At 71.3% G+C, this 16126-nt stretch carries 15 protein-coding genes; 7 read left to right on the top strand and 8 right to left on the bottom strand.

The features are described from left to right. Positions 1 to 66: 66 nt before the first annotated feature. The 4 genes from OG985_RS39850 to OG985_RS39835 form a co-directional block, all read right to left on the bottom strand. Complete coding sequence (locus tag OG985_RS39850; RefSeq protein ID WP_371673250.1) at positions 67 to 1545, bottom strand: dihydrolipoamide acetyltransferase family protein; 1479 nt, start codon at positions 1543 to 1545, stop codon at positions 67 to 69. A gap of 4 nt (positions 1546 to 1549) precedes the next feature. Then, positions 1550 to 2575, bottom strand: a complete 1026-nt coding sequence (locus OG985_RS39845; protein WP_371673249.1) for an alpha-ketoacid dehydrogenase subunit beta — start codon at positions 2573 to 2575, stop codon at positions 1550 to 1552. 5 nt (positions 2576 to 2580) lie between these two features. After that, positions 2581 to 3591, bottom strand: coding sequence for a thiamine pyrophosphate-dependent dehydrogenase E1 component subunit alpha (locus tag OG985_RS39840; protein ID WP_371673248.1), 1011 nt, complete (start codon positions 3589 to 3591; stop codon positions 2581 to 2583). Between the two features lie 105 nt (positions 3592 to 3696). Further along, entirely contained in the window at positions 3697 to 4200 is a 504-nt protein-coding gene (locus OG985_RS39835) for a VOC family protein (protein WP_371673247.1), read from the bottom strand. A gap of 248 nt (positions 4201 to 4448) precedes the next feature. Here OG985_RS39835 and OG985_RS39830 point away from each other — a divergent pair, with 248 nt between their 5' ends. The 4 genes from OG985_RS39830 (at position 4449) to OG985_RS39815 (ending at position 8711) form a co-directional block, all read left to right on the top strand. Further along, positions 4449 to 5732, top strand: coding sequence for an aromatic ring-hydroxylating dioxygenase subunit alpha (locus OG985_RS39830; RefSeq protein WP_371673246.1), 1284 nt, complete (start codon positions 4449 to 4451; stop codon positions 5730 to 5732). Continuing rightward, a complete protein-coding gene (locus tag OG985_RS39825; protein ID WP_371673245.1) occupies positions 5729 to 6553 on the top strand; it encodes an SDR family NAD(P)-dependent oxidoreductase in 825 nt (274 codons plus the stop codon). Before OG985_RS39830 ends, OG985_RS39825 begins: the two co-directional genes overlap by 4 nt. 34 nt (positions 6554 to 6587) lie before the next feature. Continuing rightward, complete coding sequence (locus OG985_RS39820; RefSeq protein ID WP_371673244.1) at positions 6588 to 8324, top strand: PEP-utilizing enzyme; 1737 nt, start codon at positions 6588 to 6590, stop codon at positions 8322 to 8324. Between the two features lie 72 nt (positions 8325 to 8396). After that, positions 8397 to 8711, top strand: a complete 315-nt coding sequence (locus OG985_RS39815) for a putative quinol monooxygenase (protein ID WP_371673243.1) — start codon at positions 8397 to 8399, stop codon at positions 8709 to 8711. Between the two features lie 69 nt (positions 8712 to 8780). Here OG985_RS39815 and OG985_RS39810 read toward each other — a convergent pair whose 3' ends face one another. Genes OG985_RS39810 through OG985_RS39795 form a run of 4 tightly spaced genes read right to left on the bottom strand, consistent with a single transcriptional unit; the run spans position 8781 to position 11771 of the window. After that, positions 8781 to 9824 carry an NADP-dependent oxidoreductase gene (locus tag OG985_RS39810; RefSeq protein WP_371673242.1) on the bottom strand — a complete coding sequence of 348 codons (1044 nt, stop codon included), beginning with the start codon at positions 9822 to 9824 and terminating at the stop codon, positions 8781 to 8783. Between the two features lie 4 nt (positions 9825 to 9828). Further along, positions 9829 to 10047 (bottom strand): transposase, encoded by a 219-nt coding sequence (locus OG985_RS39805; protein ID WP_371673241.1) that lies wholly within the window; start codon positions 10045 to 10047, stop codon positions 9829 to 9831. Positions 10048 to 10050: 3 nt separating this feature from the next. Further along, the gene (locus tag OG985_RS39800) at positions 10051 to 10371 is read right to left on the bottom strand and encodes a 2Fe-2S iron-sulfur cluster-binding protein (protein WP_371673240.1); all 321 of its coding nucleotides are present in this window, start codon (positions 10369 to 10371) and stop codon (positions 10051 to 10053) included. Continuing rightward, positions 10368 to 11771 carry an SRPBCC family protein gene (locus OG985_RS39795; protein WP_371673239.1) on the bottom strand — a complete coding sequence of 468 codons (1404 nt, stop codon included), beginning with the start codon at positions 11769 to 11771 and terminating at the stop codon, positions 10368 to 10370. Before OG985_RS39795 ends, OG985_RS39800 begins: the two co-directional genes overlap by 4 nt. A gap of 448 nt (positions 11772 to 12219) precedes the next feature. Between OG985_RS39795 and OG985_RS39790 the strand changes: the two genes are divergently transcribed. From OG985_RS39790 to OG985_RS39780, 3 genes are all read left to right on the top strand, one after another. Beyond that, positions 12220 to 13362, top strand: coding sequence for a substrate-binding domain-containing protein (locus tag OG985_RS39790; protein WP_371673238.1), 1143 nt, complete (start codon positions 12220 to 12222; stop codon positions 13360 to 13362). 63 nt (positions 13363 to 13425) lie between these two features. Further along, complete coding sequence (locus tag OG985_RS39785; RefSeq protein WP_371673237.1) at positions 13426 to 14994, top strand: sugar ABC transporter ATP-binding protein; 1569 nt, start codon at positions 13426 to 13428, stop codon at positions 14992 to 14994. 1 nt (position 14995) lies between these two features. After that, positions 14996 to 16126: an ABC transporter permease gene (locus tag OG985_RS39780; protein ID WP_371673236.1), complete on the top strand. Its 1131-nt coding sequence runs from the start codon at positions 14996 to 14998 to the stop codon at positions 16124 to 16126.

Below are 16126 nucleotides of genomic sequence, written 5' to 3'. Positions count from 1 at the left end.
CCCGAGCGGTGGACCGCGCCCGCCGGCGGGGGGAGTGAACGGCCGACGGGCGCGGGGCGAAGGGAGTCAGAGCAGCAGTCGCAGCGGTCTGCGCAGCAGCTCGCCGACCGTGCGCAGGTACTCGGCCGCCGGTGCCCCGTCCACGGCACGGTGGTCGAAGGTGAGGCTCAACGTGAGCACCCGCGTCCGCCGAGGCTGTTCGTCCACCCACTCGACGCCGTCCCTGAGCCTGCCGACGCCGAGGATGGCGACATTGCCGGGGTTGATCACCGGGGTGAAGAAGTCGACGCCGTACCCGCCCAGCGAGGTGACGGTGAAGGTGGCTCCGTCCAGCAGCGCCGGGGAGATCCGGCCGGACCTGGCGCTCTCGGCCAGCTCCCGGGACCGGCGGGCCATGTCGGGCAGCGACAGGGTCGCCGCGTTCTCGATCACGGGGACGAGCAGGCCGTTCGCCACCGCGACGGCGAAGCCGATGTGGATGCCCTCGTACAGGTGAACGCCGTCCTCGAGCACCGCCGCGTTCAGCAGCGGGTGTTCACGCAGCGCCAGCGCGGCGGCCTTCAGCACGAAGTCGTTGAGGCTGGGCACCGCCAGGTCGCTGTCGGCCCACTCCTGTTTCAGCTGGGTCCGCAGGGCCACTACGGCGTCCAGCCGTACCTCGTAACCGTGCGTCAGCTGGGCCATCTCCTGGAGGCTGGCGTGCATCCGGCGGGCGATGGCGCCGCGCATACCGGTGAGCGGGACGGTGTCCCCGGGCTGCGGTGACGCGGTGGACCTACGGGTCGACGCGGTCGACGCAGGCGCGGACGACACAGTTGCGGTCGGCGTCGCCGTGGTCGGCGCCGGTCCCGCCGTCGGCGTCGGCGTCGGGTTGTCGAGATCACCCCGCCGGATCCGCCCGCCCGCACCCGTGCCGAGCACGTCCGCGAGGTCGATTCCTCTCTCCTTCGCCAGTCGGCGGACGAGGGGGGAGGCCGGAGTGACCGCGTCTCCCGGCAGGGAGGCGGGCAGCCGTGGCTCCGGGGTGAGCAGGTACTCCTCCACGTCCTCGGAGACGATCCGGCCGCCGGGCCCGGTGCCGCGTACGACGGTGAGGTCGACGCCTGCCTCGGCCGCCACCCGCCGGGCGTTCGGCGAGGCGAGGAGTCGACCGCCCGAGCCGTCGAGCCCGACGGTGCCGGTGACCCCGACGGTGCCATCGGGCGACGGCGCCGCGGTGCGAACGCCCCCGAAGGCCGGTAGCGCGTCCGTGCCGGCCGACCCGGGCCCGGCGGGCATCGGCGTACCCCCCGGACCCGGCGGCTGCTCGCCTTCGGCCAGCAGCCAGCCGATGAGCGCCCCGGCCGGGAGGGTGGCCCCGGCCGGGACGACGGGGTGGAACAGTCCCCCGGCCTCCGCCTCGACATCCACGTCGACCTTGTCGGTGGCCAGCCGCAGCAGGGCGTCGCCTTCCGCCACGGCGGCGCCGGTCGGCACGAGCCACTCGTCGATCGTGCCTTCCTGCATGGTCAGACCGATCTTCGGCAGCAGAACCTCGACCGCCACTGCGTCACGCCCTTTCGAGGAGACGGCGGCAGCCCCGCACGATGCGGGCCTGGTCGGGCACATAGGCCTTCTCCAGCACCGGGGAGAACGGCACCGGGGAGAAGGGGGCGCCGATGCGCAGCACCGGCGCGTCCAGGTGGTCGAAGGCCGCGTCCTGGATCTGGGCGGCGATCTCGGCGCCGAGCCCGCCGAAGGTGACGGCCTCGTGCACGACGAGGACCCGGTTGGTGCGACGCGCGGAGGCGATCATGGTCTCGGTGTCCAGGGGCTGCACGGTGCGGGGGTCGATCACCTCCACCTCGACGCCCTCGGCGGCCAGTTCCTCCGCCGCGGCGAGAGCCTCGCCCACCATGCGGCCCAGGGCGATGACCGTGACGTCCGAGCCCTGCCGCGCGATGTGGGCCTGGCCGAGCGGGATGCCGTAGATCTGCTCGGGCACCTCGCTCTTGCTGCCCAGCAGGACCTTGTTGAGCATCACGACGACCGGGTTGTTGTCCCGGATCGCGGAGACGGTCAGCCCCTTGGCGGTGTACGCGTCGCACGGCATCACAACCTTGAGGCCGGGCACGTGCGCGAGCCAGGCCTCCAGGCTCTGGCTGTGCTGGGCGGCGGCGCCGAGGCCCGCGCCGGAAGCCGTGGTGATGGTGAGCGGCACGGACACGGAGCCGCCGAACATGTACTTCATCTTGGCGGCCTGGTTGACGATCTGGTCCAGGCAGACGCCGATGAAGTCCATGAACATCAGGTCGACGACCGGGCGCAGCCCCCGGGCGGCGGCGCCGACGCCCAGGCCGACGAGCGCGGCCTCGGAGATCGGTGTGTCGATCATGCGGCGGGGGCCGAACTCGTCGAGCAGGTTGTCGAACATGCGGAAGACGCCGCCGTAGCCGGCCACGTCCTCACCGGCGACGAAGACGTTCTCGTCCTCGCGCATGGCCTGCGCCAGGCCCTCGTTGAAGGCTTTGACGTAGGTGAGCTTGCGGGCCGTGCCGTCCGGGGCGAGGGCCGGTGCTTCGGTGATCGTGGTCATGGCTTTCACCCCGAGTAGACGTTGAGCAGCAGGTCTGCGGTGTCGGGCAGCGGGCTGGCCTCGGCGTAGGCGATGGCCTCGGCGATCTCGTCGCGGGTGCGCTGCCAGGTGTCGTCCAGTTCCGCGCGGGTGGCGGTGCCGTCGGCGAGGGCGCGGGCCTCCAGCAGGTCGATCGCGTCGCGGGCCTTCCACTCCTCGACCTCGGCGTCCGAGCGGTAGGGGTGGCGCAGTCCCTTGACGCCCTGGTGGTCGTAGTAGCGGTAGGTCTTGGCCTCGATGAACATCGGGCCCTCGCCCGCTCTGGCACGTGCGACGGCCTCGGCCGCTGCGCTGTGGACGGCGGCCGCGTCCATGCCGTCGACGATCACACTGGGCATGCCGTAGGCGGCCGCCCGGTCGGCGACGTCGGTGATCAGCATGTGCTTCGACTGCGGGGTGAACTCGGCGTAGCCGTTGTTCTCGCAGACGAACACCACCGGCAGGCGCAGGATGGCGGCCATGTTGGCGGCCTCGTGGAAGGCGCCGATGTTGGTGGCGCCGTCGCCGAAGAAGGTCACGGCGACGCTGTCCTCGTCCTTGTACCGGGCGGCGAAGGCGGCTCCGACGGCGATGGGGATGCCGGCGCCGACGATGCCGTTGGCGCCGAGCATGCCGAGGGTGACGTCGTTGATGTGCATGCTTCCGCCGCGGCCGAGGCAGGCGCCGGTGACCCGGCCGTACAGCTCGGCGTACATGTGGCGGAAGCTGACGCCCTTGGCCACCGCGTGTCCGTGTCCCCGGTGGGTGGAGGTGATCTGGTCGTCGTCGCGCAGCGCCGCCATCACCCCCGCGGCCACGGCTTCCTGGCCGACGTAGAGGTGCAGGAAGCCGGGCAGTTTGCCGGCCTCCATGAGTTTTCCCGCCTCGGTCTCGAACAGCCGGATGCGCACCATGCGCTCGTGCAGGTCCCTGACGAGCTGTGCTGATGTCTGGTTCGCGACCGGATCGGCCGACTTCTTCGATGCCCTCTGAGCCATCGTCCGCCCCTTCGCCCCGAGCGAGGTGATCCAACCGATCGGACTTTGTTGTGCCGGTCTACAGTAACCAGCTTCGGGCACCTTACTGAAGAGGTTCTCTAATTACTACGCCTCCGGCAGACAGGGCTCCGGAACGCCTCCGCGCTCGTCGACCAGCTCCAGCACATTGCCCTCCGGATCCGCCCAGAAGCTGATCCGACGACCGCGCGCCCGCACGACGACCGGGTCGGACAGCGGCCGGGCACCCCCGGCGACCAGAGCGGTCACGAGCGGGTCCAGGTCGTCCAGGCGGAAGGTGAGATACGACAGCCCCCGACGCCCGGTCGGCGACACCGCCGACGGTGCGGGGACCGGCGGGGACCGAGGCCGGATCAGCTTGACGCGGCCCCCGGAGGGCACCTGGAGCCAGACGACGAACAGCTCACCACCCAGCCCGGCCGGGACGCCGACGGAGGCCGGGACGCGGGAGCGGTGCACGGCGGCGCAGCCGAGCACCTCGTGATAGAAGCGCTCCATCACGCCGAGGTCGCGCACGACGAGTCCCACCTCGAACGGCTCGGTCATGCGCGCCCGCGCCCCGGACACCGGGTCGGTCCTGTCGTCCGCCATCGCGCCGCCTCCGCGTCGGGTGTGGGCCCATCACACTCCGGCAACTGGAGCCGGTCAACAGAAAGAATCCTCCGACCCGTGGGGTTCTTTTTCCAGGCTGGGACGATATGACCTGCGAGGTCCCGCGTGGCGACTTCGGCACTTTCTATTGACAGACAACACTAACCACTGTTGTCGTGTCGCTCACAGCCCAGCCGCCGTACCGGAAGCCGTACACAAGCTCGCGGCTCGGAGGATGTGAGGACATCGTGGTCCAGACCAGTTCACCGGAGGTTCGGGAGACCGACGCCGGGCGTCAGCCTCCGTCGGCACCGGAGTACTCCTCGTGGATCAGCCAGGACCGGTCCACCGACCCCGCGTCCGTGGCGATGCGCCGGGAAGCCGCCGAGCTCGTCGAGCGGGTGGCGGAGCACTACCGCGCCAACACCACGCACGAGGCGGACGGCCAGTGGACGGAACCCGTCGCCAACTATCTCGACGCCGACCGCTGGCAGCGGGAGACGGACGCCGTGCACCGCACCGTTCCCCTTCCGCTCGCCATGTCCGCCGAGCTGCCCGGGCCGAACACCTACAAGGCACTCGACGTGCTCGGTGTCCCGGTGCTGATCACCCGGGACCGGCAGGGCGCCGTACACGCGATGATCAACGCCTGCCGGCACCGCGGGGCGAAGATCGTCGAAGCCGGCTGCGGTGTGTCCAAGCGGCTCACCTGCCCGTACCACTCCTGGTCGTACGACCTGGCCGGGGAGCTGCGGGGGGTGTACGCCGAGAAGACCTTCGGCGACGTGTCCCGCGCGGGGCGCAGCCTGCTGCGGCTCCCGGTGGGGGAACGCGCCGGCATCGTCTTCGTCTCGCTGGACCCCGCCGCCGAACCCGACCTCGACGAGTGGCTCGGTGAGCTGCAGCCGCTCCTCGAGGGGCTCCGCCTCGCGGACTGCCACCACTACTCGACCAAGGAGCTGACCAGCCCCAACTGGAAGGTCACCCTCGACGGGTATCTGGAGACGTACCACTTCGCCTCGCTGCACCCGAAGACGGTGTTCGAGACGAACCTCTCCAACATGATGGCGCACGACACCTGGGGCGCTCACCAGCGCATCTCCCCGGCTCTGCGCCCCATCGCGCAGGCGGTCGAGCTGCCCCCGGACCAGCGCGATCCCGGCGACTGCGTCGGAGCCATCTACTGGCTCTTCCCCGGCCTGGCGATCGCCGGCGGCTGGCGCCACAAGATCGCCGTCTCTCTCGTACTCCCCCGCACGGCCACCGAGTCGGTCACCCAGCAGATCATCCTGCTGCGCGAACCGGCGGTCACCGACGAGGAACGCGACGCCGCCGACCGGTTCGGCGAGTGGTTCCACGAGGTGGTCCGCGACGAGGACTACGCGACCACCTACGGAGTCCAGCAGGGGCTCCAGGCCCTCAACGGGACCGATCTCGTCTTCGGACGCAACGAGCCCGGACTCCAGCACTTCCACCGCACGGTGCACGAACACCTGGCCGGCGCCGACGGCGCCGCGAGAGCCGCCAGGTGACCAACCAACACGACACGCAGGAGAACAACATGGTGGCTACGGGCAGCCTCGACGGACGTGTCGCGGTGATCACGGGCAGCACACGCAGCATCGGGCGCGCCATCGCCGAGGCGTTCCTGGCCCAGGGCGCCACGGTCGTCCTCAGCGGCCGCTCCGAGCTCAAGGGCAAGCAGGCCCTCGAGGAGATCGGCGCCGGCGACCGGGCGGTCTTCCACCCCTGCGACGCCAACAGCCAGGCGGACATCGAGGGCCTCGCGGACTTCGCCGCCGAGCGCTTCGGGCGGCTCGACATCTGGGTCAACAACGTCGGGGGCACCTCGGGCTTCGCACCCGTCCACCAGCTCAGCGACGAGGCCTGGCACGACGCCCTCAACCTGAACCTCAACGCCTACTTCTACGGCACCCGCCGCGCGCTGCCGAAGATGCTGGAGGGCGGCTGGGGCCGCATCATCAACATCTCCTCCGTCGAGGGCAAGCAGGCCAACAAGCCGGCGATCAGCCACTACATCACCAACAAGCACGCCATCCACGGCCTGACCAAGGCGACCGCGTTCGAGTACGGCACCCAGAACATCACCTGCAACGCGATCTGCCCCGGCGCCGTCGACACCGACCTGATGCGGGCCGCGGGTCCCGCCGCGGCCGAGGCCGAGGGCATCTCGTACGAGGTGTGGCTGGGCCGCTTCGCCGAGCACGCCGCCACCAAGCAGATCACCACCGTGGAGCAGGTCGCCGCGGTCGCCACGCTGCTGGCGAGCGACCACGGAGCGGGCATCACCGGCACGCTGATCAGCGTCGACGGCGGAACGGCGCAGTGGTAGAGACCGGCGCGGACACAAGCGGGAGACCCTCGGCATGAAGAGCTGGATCACGGACTGGCAGCGCAGCGAGCGTCTGCCCCACTACACCCGCGCCAACGCGGGCGAGACCCTGCCGGAGCCGGCCAGCCCGCTGGGCTGGACCCTGGTGTGGGGGCGCGGCCTGCACGGGTGGCGCAACGGATTCGTCGGCTTCGGCATCTACCACGAGGAAGAGGTGGCCGGTCCCCGGCCGCCGTTCGTCGGGATGTTCGGCGGCTACTTCTACCTCAACCTGTCGCACATGCGGCTGTTCGGCATCCGCATGGGGCAGACCGCCGACCAGATCGACACGGCCTTCGTCGGCCAGCGCTCCGACACCCCGGTGTATGTGGCGCACCCGGAGGACGAGGACGCCGAGCTGACGGCCAAGGCGGGGGCGACGGTCGCGCGGATGCTGGGCCTGAGCGGCTTCGCGGAGGCCGACGCCGACCAGGAGCGGCTGCGCCGCGTCCGGCGGGAGCGGCCCGACCTCGCGCGGCTGTCCGTGGCGGAGCTGGTGGCGCACGCCCGCTCGCTGCTCGACGAGGTGGAGATCACCTTCCAGCGGCATGTCGAGTCGTCGCTGCCCGCCTCCGTCGGACCGGCGATCCTCGGGCCGCTCTGTGCGGGCCTGGACCGACCCGGCGCCATGCTGGACCTCATAGGCGGGCTCGGCGACGTCGACTCCGCCTCCCCCTCCACCGGGCTGTGGACGCTGTCCCGCCAGGTGGCGGCCTCCGCCGAGCTGACCGCCCTGTTCGACCAGGGGCCGGCCGCGGTGGAGCGCGCGCTCGACGGGGCGAGCGGGGACGTGAAGGCGTTCCGTGACTCCTTCGAGGAGTTCCTGGCCGCCTCCGGCGACCGCGGCCCCAACGAGTGGGACATCCACGCACTGTCCTGGGAGGCGGCGCCGGTCCAGGCACTGGCGCTGGTCGACCGCATCCGGCACAGCCCCGACGACGACTCCCCGGCCGGGCGCCACCGCCGGCTGACGGAGCGCCGTACGGAGATCGCGGCGGAGATCCGGGCGGCCCTCCCGGAGGACGCGCGGCCGATGTTCGACGCCGGCATGCACGCCTCCCAGGTGTGGATCCCGGCCCGCGAGCGGACCAAGGCGAACTGCGTGTCGGTCATCAACGAGATCCGCATGGCGGTACGGGAACTCGGCCGCCGCGGAGTCGAGGCGGGCCACTTCGCGCGGCCCGAGGACGTGATGATGCTGCTGGAGACCGAGCTCGACGACTATGTCGCCGACCCGGGCGGCTTCGCTCCCGTCATCGCCCGGCGGCTCGCCGAGTACGCGGAACTGCGCGAGTTGGAACCGCCGTTCTTCGTCGCCGAGGACGCGCGGACCGAGATCGACGGCTGGCCGCGGCGAAGCGCGGAGGGGATCGCCGCGGCCGCCGAGAGCGAGGTGCTGACCGGCGTCGGCGGCAGCCAGGGCACGTACACGGGCAGGGTCCGGGTGGTCACCGATCCGGCCTCGTGCGAGGCGCTGGAGCCGGGCGAGGTGCTGGTGGCGCCGATCACGGACGCCGCCTGGACCCCGCTGTTCCTGGTCGCCGGCGCGGCCGTGGTGGATGTGGGCGCGCTCAACAGCCACGCCGTCGTGGTCTGCCGGGAGCTGGGCATCCCGGCCGTCATCTCCGTCGAGGGCGGCACGCAACGGCTGCGGGACGGCATGGTGATCACTGTCGACGGCACGCGGGGCACCGTCACCGTGGACAGTGTCCCGGCGGTACTCGCCATCTGAACGGCCGCGGGCCCGTCGCTCTTCCTGACCGAGGGCGACGGGCCCGCGGGCATGACCGTGGAAAGGACCACCGTGGCAGAGCAGATCATCGTCGCCGGCTGGATGGACTACGAGCCCGCGGACCGCGACACGATGCTGGGGCACCTCGTCGAGGTCGGCCGGCGCACCCGCGAGGAGGAGCCGGGCTGCCTGGACTACGCCATGACAGCGGATCCCTCCGACGAACGCCGGATCCGGGTGTACGAACGGTGGGTGTCCCAGCAGGCCCTGGACGCACACCTCACCACCGCGCACATCAAGGACTTCAGAGCGGCGGTGGCCGGGCTGACCCGGCTGGGGGTGTCGCTGGAGACGTTCGGCGTCACCGCGGCGCGTGCCATGCGATAGACGTACGCACCCGCCCGACCGGGCATGCCGGGGCGCCGGCCGCGACATCCGCGGCCGGCGCCCCTTGGCCTACACCCGGCTGTACGGGTCCTCGGCCAGCCGCACCAGCATCTTGCCGACGTTGCCGCCGGCCAGCAGGGCGAGCAGGGCCTTTGCCGCGCTGTCGAGGCCGTCCGTGACCGTCTCGCGGGCGGTGACACGGCCGGAGCGCAGCCAGTCGGCCACGCGGCTCTCGAACTCCGGCCGCAGGTCCTCGTGGTCGCGGACGATGAAGCCGCGGAGGGTCAGCCGCTTGAGGACCGCCTGGATCAGCTGGTTGATGTCGGCGGACCGCCGCTCGCCGCCGAACTGCGACATCATGCCGCACAGGGCGACACGGCCGCCCGTCCGCAGCGCGTGCAGGGCCGCGGCGAGTTGTTCACCGCCGACGTTGTCGAAGTAGACGTCGATGCCGTCGGGTGCCAGCCGGGTCAGGGCTTCGCGCACCGGTTCGGCGCGGTAGTCGGCGGCCGCGTGGTAGCCGAACTCCTCGACCAGCAGGGCGCACTTGTCCGGCCCTCCGGCTGTCCCGATGACGCGTTCCGCGCCGAGCAGCCGGGCGAACTGGCCGGCGGCGCTGCCCACGGCGCCGGCCGCCGCCGACACGAGCACGGTGTCGCCGGGGCGCACCCCGGCGATCCGCGCGAGTCCCACGTAGGCGGTGAACCCGGTCTGGCCGAGCAGCCCCAACCACGTGGGGAGTGGCGCGAGTTCGGGGTCGATGCGGCCCGCGGCGTCGGTGTCGTCGGGGTGCAGCACGGCCCACTCCCGCCAGCCGAGCTGGTGGCGTACGAACGTGCCCGGCGGCACGGCGGGGCAGCGGCTCTCCTCCACGACGCCCAGGGCCCGGCCGTCGAGCGGCGACCCGGGCGTGAAGTTGTGCGTATAGTGCTTCTCGGTGCGCTCCAGCCGGCCGCGCATCGACGGATCGACGCTCATGTAGAGGTTACGGACGAGCAGTTGACCCTCGCCGAGCCGCGGAAGCGGGTCCTCCCGGACGGCGAAGTCGCCGGGGGCCGGCTCCCCCTCGGGGCGGCGCACCAGACAGACCACGCGGGTGGTACGGGGTGGCACCGGCTCACTCCTCCGGCTGACGGACGCCGCGCCGCTGGGCGAGGCGGCCCACCCAGCCGGCCATCTGGAGGTCGGCGTGGCGCAGTTCGCCCGACTGCCAGCGGGCCTGGAAGTCGAAGACGCCCTGTACGCCGGTGCTCGGATCGGTCACTTCCACCAGCCCGTCCTCCGTGAGCCGGTACACGTGCCCGGTCAGTGGATGGGTCACTTGTTTGGGGCTCACGGCTCACTCCTGCGGTCTGCGGCGTACGCCGCGTTTGGTCACGGTCACCGGGCCCTCGACCCGCAGCCGGCAGGCGAGCCGGGTCAGACCGTCCACCGGCCTGCGCAGTGCCTCGATGCCCTCGCGTTCCAGCGGGCCCACGGGCGAGCAGTTCTCGGCGCCCTCCTCGACCTCCACGAAGCAGGTACGGCAGGTCGCCCGGCCCCCGCAGACGGTGGGCCAGCGATAGCCGAGCCGCTGGGCGGCACTGAACAGGTCCTCGCCGTCCCGCACCTCCAGCTCGACGCCGGAGGGTCTGACCTCGACCCGGTGGGTCAAGGTCATCTGTTCATCCACCGGTCGAGCGTCTGGTTGAAGTGCCGGATGCGGCTCTCCTGGTAGTTGGCCAGGGTGATGCCGGGCTTGCGCATGGTCTTCAGCCCCTGCTGGACGTACGGCAGGTTCTCGCAGTCCTGGTCGAAGACGGGTCCCAGCACGCCGAGTTCGGGGATGTCGGCGAAGAGCATGTCCTCCGCTACCCAGCGGATCCCGGCCGGAGGAGGCATCTCGCCGGCCTCCTTGGGGGCCGACATGAAGATGATCTCGGCGATGCAGGAGTCGGGGTCGAGGCCGTTGGGCCGGAACCGGTAGATGATGTTGGACTTGGCGCCGCCCCACGGGTTGAAGTTGGGGAACAGCAGGTAGTTGATGGCGTCCAGCAGCTCGGTGTCGGCCGTGTCCGAGTAGTCCTGGGCCGAGGTGGCCGCCAGCTGCTCGCGCATCCGCTCGGCGAGGACCTGGCGGGCGGTCCCGCCGGCCGGGACCTCGGGCAGCTCCCCCTCGGGCATCACCAGGTCCCGGCCCTGGGCCGAGGCGTAGAACGCGCGGGAGTCGTAGAAGGTCTCCAGCACGTCCTGCTCCGTGACCGAGTCGGCCACGTGGGGGCTGGGGGCGCCCTGGATGTTGATCATGCGGTTCCAGTGGGGCTGGTCCGCCATGACGTCGTACTGGGAGTTGGCGTCCGCGAGCCAGGGCAGCATCTGCGGGTGCGTGGCGATCACGTGGAAGGACTCGATGAACGCGTCCTGGGTGATCTTCCAGTTGCAGGGCAGCACCTTGGCGATGTGCAGCGACTTGTAGCGGTCCTGCAGCGGCCAGATGTAGTAGTCGTCGAAGGTGCCGCGGTAGCTCTCGAAGGACTCCGCGTAGGGGTCCATGTTGATGAAGACGAAGCCGCGCCAGGTGGCCACCCTGGCCTCGGGGAGTGCGTACTTCTCCGGAGTGACATGGGGGAAGTCCCAGGCGCACGGCGGGGTCTGCATGGTTCCGTCGAGGTTCCAGGCGAAGCCGTGGAAGGGGCAGCGGAACTCGCCGACGTTGCCGCCGCCGGTGCGCAGTTTGCGCCCGCGGTGCAGGCACGCGTTGACGTACGCCCGGATCTCGTCCGGCGCCGTGCGCACGATGATCAGTGAGTCGTCGCCGATCTCGTAGATCTCGTGGTCACCGACCCCGGGGATCTCGCTCTCCAGGCAGGCGAACTGCCAGACGCGACGCCACACCTGCCGCATCTCGCGCTCGGCCCACTCGCGGGAGGTGAAGCGGGTGGTGTCGATGTCCTCGCTGCCGAGGTAGTCGTTGTTGTCGTGCCTCAGTGCGGCGGGAACCGGTCGGCTGTCCCGGTCGAGGTAGTCCTGGACGGTGGGCCCGGGGCACCGGGCCGTGCCCAACTCCGACGTTTCGTCCATCTTCTCTCCTCAGCCAGAAACTTTAGAGTGAGTGTAGTTAGCAGCTGCGGCTCGGAGCAATACTCGCGACCCCGACCGAGTGCCGTAGAGCCCGCCGCCGCGCAGAACATCACGGCCCACCTTGAATTCGTTGCGCACAACCCCTCCCCAAGCCCGACACCGCGTGCCACACTCCGTCGCACCCGAGGCTGTATAGCCTCACAAGTTTCTATGCCTTCGGGGCAGCGGCCGGCCATCCCGGCCCGCCTGGCCCGGACGCAGCGCCGCCCGACGCCCCCGGCGGCCCGCGTCGTACCCCACGACGGCGATCCCCCAGCCCGTCCCATCACCTGAGCGTGCCGTCCCGGCCCGGGCGGCACAGGACCCGCCTGCCCGAAGCCGGCCACCGCGGACGCGGAAGCGTCGCGGGCCGCACCGGCGCAGGCACACACCACGGGAGCACTCAACGATGAGTTCCAGACCCGGACGCGCGGTCCGTCGCGCGCTGACCGCGATCGTCCCCCTCACCGCCCTGCTCGCCCTCGCGGCGTGCGGCACCGATTCCACCCCGGGCGCCGACACCGCCAAGGCGGCGGCCTCGGACTCCCCCGGCCTCACCGCGGCCAGGGAGGCCCTGGCGAAGTACTCGAAGCGCCCGGCCAAGATCCCCGTCACCCAACCGGTGGGCAAGAAGATCCCCTCCGACAAGAAGATCGACTTCATTCTGTGCGGCGTGCAGTCCTGCAAGGACCTGGCCGACTTCTTCACGGCGGGCGCCAACCAACTCGGCTGGCAGGTCCAGCAGATCCCGACCCAGGGCACGCCGGAGTCGGTCCAGGCCGCCTACGAACAGGCGGTGCGCGACAAGCCGGACGCGGTCGTCGCCTCCGGATTCCCGCGCGCGGTGTACGCCAAGCAGCTGGCGCAGCTGAAGCAGGCCGGCATTCCGGTCATCCAGTCGAACGCCGACGACGTCGTGGGCGACGGGATCTCGCTGCTGAAGAACGGGCCCGAGGACGTCGGCGTCCAGGGCGAGATGCTCGCCTCGTGGGTGGTGTCCGACAGCGGCGCCAAGGCCGACACGGTCTACTTCGACCTGCCCGCGTACACCATCCTCAAGCCGGTCAAGGACACCTTCGCCGCCCAGTACAAGAAGTGGTGCGTGGGCTGCGCGCTGGACACCGTCGACGTACCGATCACCTCGGTCGGCAAGGACATGCCGGACCGCGTCGTGTCGTACGTCCGCTCGCACCCGAAGGTGACCCACATCGTCTTCTCGCTGGGCCTGCTCAACGTGGGCGTCCCGGCCGCGCTGAAGACCGCAGGCGTCACCGGCAAGCACATCGCCGTGAACGTCGGTGACGCGCAGAACTACCAGTACATCCAGAGCGGTCTGAGCGACGGCGCGATGGCGCTGAACTCGCACGAGGCCGCCTGGCTCCAGGTCGACGCGCTGGCCCGCCACTTCACCGGCCAGTCCATGGACGTGGACCAGAAGGCGGTGCTGCCCAACATGCTGATCACCAAGGACAACGTCCCCGACTCGCTCGGTGACTTCCCGCTGGTGGAGGACTACCAGGCGCAGTTCGAGGCGCTGTGGGGCTCGAACTGACCGACGCGGCCCCCGCCGCCGGCAGCGTGCCGGCGGCGGCGCCCATCGACGGAGGGAGCAGCGGTGCACGCTGACACGTCACCGGAGACAACGCGCGGGGCGGCAGAACAGCGCGGCGGAACCGACCGGCCCGTGCTGCGGGTGTCCGGGCTGTCGAAACGGTTCGGCGGGACCCAGGCGCTCGACGACGTCGACCTCGAGATCGCCCAGGGCGAGATCCACGCGCTGATCGGGCCCAACGGCTCCGGCAAGTCGACCCTCATCAAGATCCTGGCCGGCTACCACCACGCGGACTCCCGAGCGGTCGCCGAACTCGACGGCGAGCCGTTCGACCTGGGACAGGTGACCGGTTCGCGGCACGACCGGCTCCGTTTCGTCCACCAGGAACTGGGGCTGGTCGACGAGCTGAGCGCCACGGACAACCTCGCGCTCAGCCGCGGCTTCGCCCGCACGGCCCTCGGCAACATCCGCTGGCCGGAGATGGAGCGCCGGACGGCGGCCCTGGTCGAGCGGTTCGGCCTCGGCATCGACGTACGCCGTCCCCTGTCGGCCGCCACCCCGGTGCAGCGCGCGGTGGTGGCCATCGCCGCCGCCCTGCAGGGCTGGGAGGGCCGGCGCGGCGTCCTGGTGCTCGACGAGCCAACCGCCGTACTGCCACCCGGTGAAGTGGCCCGGCTCTTCGACATCGTGCGCGAGGTCCGCGCCGCCGGGGCCAGTGTCCTGTACGTCTCGCACCGCATGGACGAGATCTTCGCGCTGGCGGACCGCGTCACCGTGATCCGCGGCGGACGCCGGATCGCCACCCGCCGGGTCGCCGAGCTCACCCCCCGGTCGCTGGCGGAACTGATGGCGGGCGAGGAGATGGAGACCGAGTACCGGCCGCGGGTCTCCCCGGGCCCCGCCGAGACGGTCCTGGAGGTGCGTGACCTGTGGGCCGGCCCGTTGCGCGGCGTCGGCTTCGACCTGGCGCGGGGCGAACGGCTGGGCATCACCGGCCTGGTCGGCTCCGGCCACGAAGCCGTGCCGTACGCCGTGTGCGGGGCGCACCCGGGGCCGGTGCGCGGGAGCGTACGGATCCCGCAGCGTTCCCGGCACTGGACCGAGGCCAGGGCCGCCGACGGGCTGGGCATCCCGCTCGTCCCCGCGGACCGGGCCGGCGAGGGTGTCATCGGCGACTTCTCCGTCGGGGAGAACCTCACCCTGCCGCTGCTGGACCGGCTCCGCGCCCGCAGCGGACGACTGCGCCGGCGCCGGGAAGCCTCGCTCGCCGAGGAGTGGATCCGGCGGGTGGGGGTGCGCACGGCAGGACGCGGCGCCCGGATCACCACCCTGAGCGGCGGCAACCAGCAGAAGGTCGTCATGGCCCGCTGCCTGGCCCAGCGGCCGCCGGTACTGGTGCTGTGCGAGCCCACGGCGGGCGTCGACATCGCCACCCGCCTCCAGTTGTACGACCTGATCGAACGGCAGGCCGACGACGGCATGGGGGTGATCGTGTCCTCGACCGACACCGAGGACCTGCTCGCCCTGTGCACCCGCGTCCTGGTGGTACGGGACGGTCGGATCGTCCGGGAGATCAGCGGCCGGGACATCACCGAACGCGCGCTGCTCCACGCCATGGAAGGAACCGAGTGACATGACATCATCCCCGACCCGGGCCGCGGGGCTCCGGCCGAGCGGACCGGACCTGCCCGCGGTGTCCCCAGCCGGGCCACTGGGCGCCCTGGGCCGGCGGGCGGTGGCCGCCCTGTCCTTCCGCAACATCGGCGTCGTGTACGTGTGGCTGCTGATCGTCGTGCTCTTCTCGGTGTGGGCGCCGGACACGTTCCCGACCTCCGCCACCGTCAAGCAGGTCCTCAACGGCAACGCCGTGGCCGGGCTCGTCGCGCTGAGCGTCGTACTGCCCCTGGCCGCACGGGTCTTCGACCTGTCGGTCGCCTACACGATGTCGCTCACCAGCGTGCTGACCGCCCATCTCCTGGTCTCCGGCGGCTTCGGCCCCGGCGCCGCGATCACCCTGTCGATGACCGCCGCACTGCTCGTCGGAGTGGTCAACGGCATCGTGGTCGTGGTGCTGCGGGTGGACTCGTTCATCGCCACCCTGGCGACCGGCGCGCTGACCCAGTCCCTGATCACGATGGTCACCAACGACAGCTCCATCACCGGGCTCCAGCTGCTGGCCAAACCGTTCTCGAGCATCGCCCAACTGGACGTGGGCGGCATCACGCTGCCCGTGCTGTATCTGCTCGTCGCCGCGACGGCCATCTGGTTCCTGCTGGAACACACCGCCACCGGACGCCGGTTGTACGCGACCGGCTTCAACACCGACGCGGCGCGGTTGCAGGGCGTCCGCACCGACCGGCTGCGCTTCCTGACCCTGGTGGCGTCCGCGCTGCTCGCCGGAGTCGCCGGAGTCGTCTTCGCTTCCTCGGTGGGATCCGGATCGCCGACCGCCGGCACCCCGTATCTGCTGTCGGCCTACGCGGCGGCCTTCGTCGGGGCGACCCAGCTGCGCGCGGGCCGCTTCAACGCCTGGGGCACGGTGATCGCGGTCCTGCTGCTCGGCACCGGCATCACCGGTCTCGGGCTCGCCACCAGTGCGCAGTGGGCCGCGAGCCTGTTCACCGGCTCGGTCCTGATCGTCGCGCTCGTCCTCACGGGTGGGCGGATCGCCCTGCCGGCCGTGCTGCGGCGCCGGAAACCTCCCCAGCACGGCGCGGGCTCCACGCCGGAGGGCCCGTCCCCCGTCCCGACCGAGGAGATCTGA

Origin of the sequence: Streptomyces sp. NBC_00289 (genome assembly GCF_041435115.1) — a bacterium.
Lineage (GTDB): Bacteria > Actinomycetota > Actinomycetes > Streptomycetales > Streptomycetaceae > Streptomyces.
The sequence above is the reverse complement of the archived record's forward strand: the minus strand, read 5'-3'. Positions and strand labels throughout refer to the sequence as shown.

What these genes read in the sequence shown, in the direction of transcription:
- OG985_RS39845 (WP_371673249.1), bottom strand. Translation starts at nt 2,575, where the DNA reads ATGACCACGATCACCGAAGCACCGGCCCTCGCCCCGGACGGCACGGCC.
- OG985_RS39840 (WP_371673248.1), bottom strand. Translation starts at nt 3,591, where the DNA reads ATGGCTCAGAGGGCATCGAAGAAGTCGGCCGATCCGGTCGCGAACCAG.
- OG985_RS39835 (WP_371673247.1), bottom strand. Translation starts at nt 4,200, where the DNA reads ATGGCGGACGACAGGACCGACCCGGTGTCCGGGGCGCGGGCGCGCATG.
- OG985_RS39820 (WP_371673244.1), top strand. Translation starts at nt 6,588, where the DNA reads ATGAAGAGCTGGATCACGGACTGGCAGCGCAGCGAGCGTCTGCCCCAC.
- OG985_RS39800 (WP_371673240.1), bottom strand. Translation starts at nt 10,371, where the DNA reads ATGACCTTGACCCACCGGGTCGAGGTCAGACCCTCCGGCGTCGAGCTG.
- OG985_RS39795 (WP_371673239.1), bottom strand. Translation starts at nt 11,771, where the DNA reads ATGGACGAAACGTCGGAGTTGGGCACGGCCCGGTGCCCCGGGCCCACC.
- OG985_RS39790 (WP_371673238.1), top strand. Translation starts at nt 12,220, where the DNA reads ATGAGTTCCAGACCCGGACGCGCGGTCCGTCGCGCGCTGACCGCGATC.
- OG985_RS39780 (WP_371673236.1), top strand. Translation starts at nt 14,996, where the DNA reads ATGACATCATCCCCGACCCGGGCCGCGGGGCTCCGGCCGAGCGGACCG.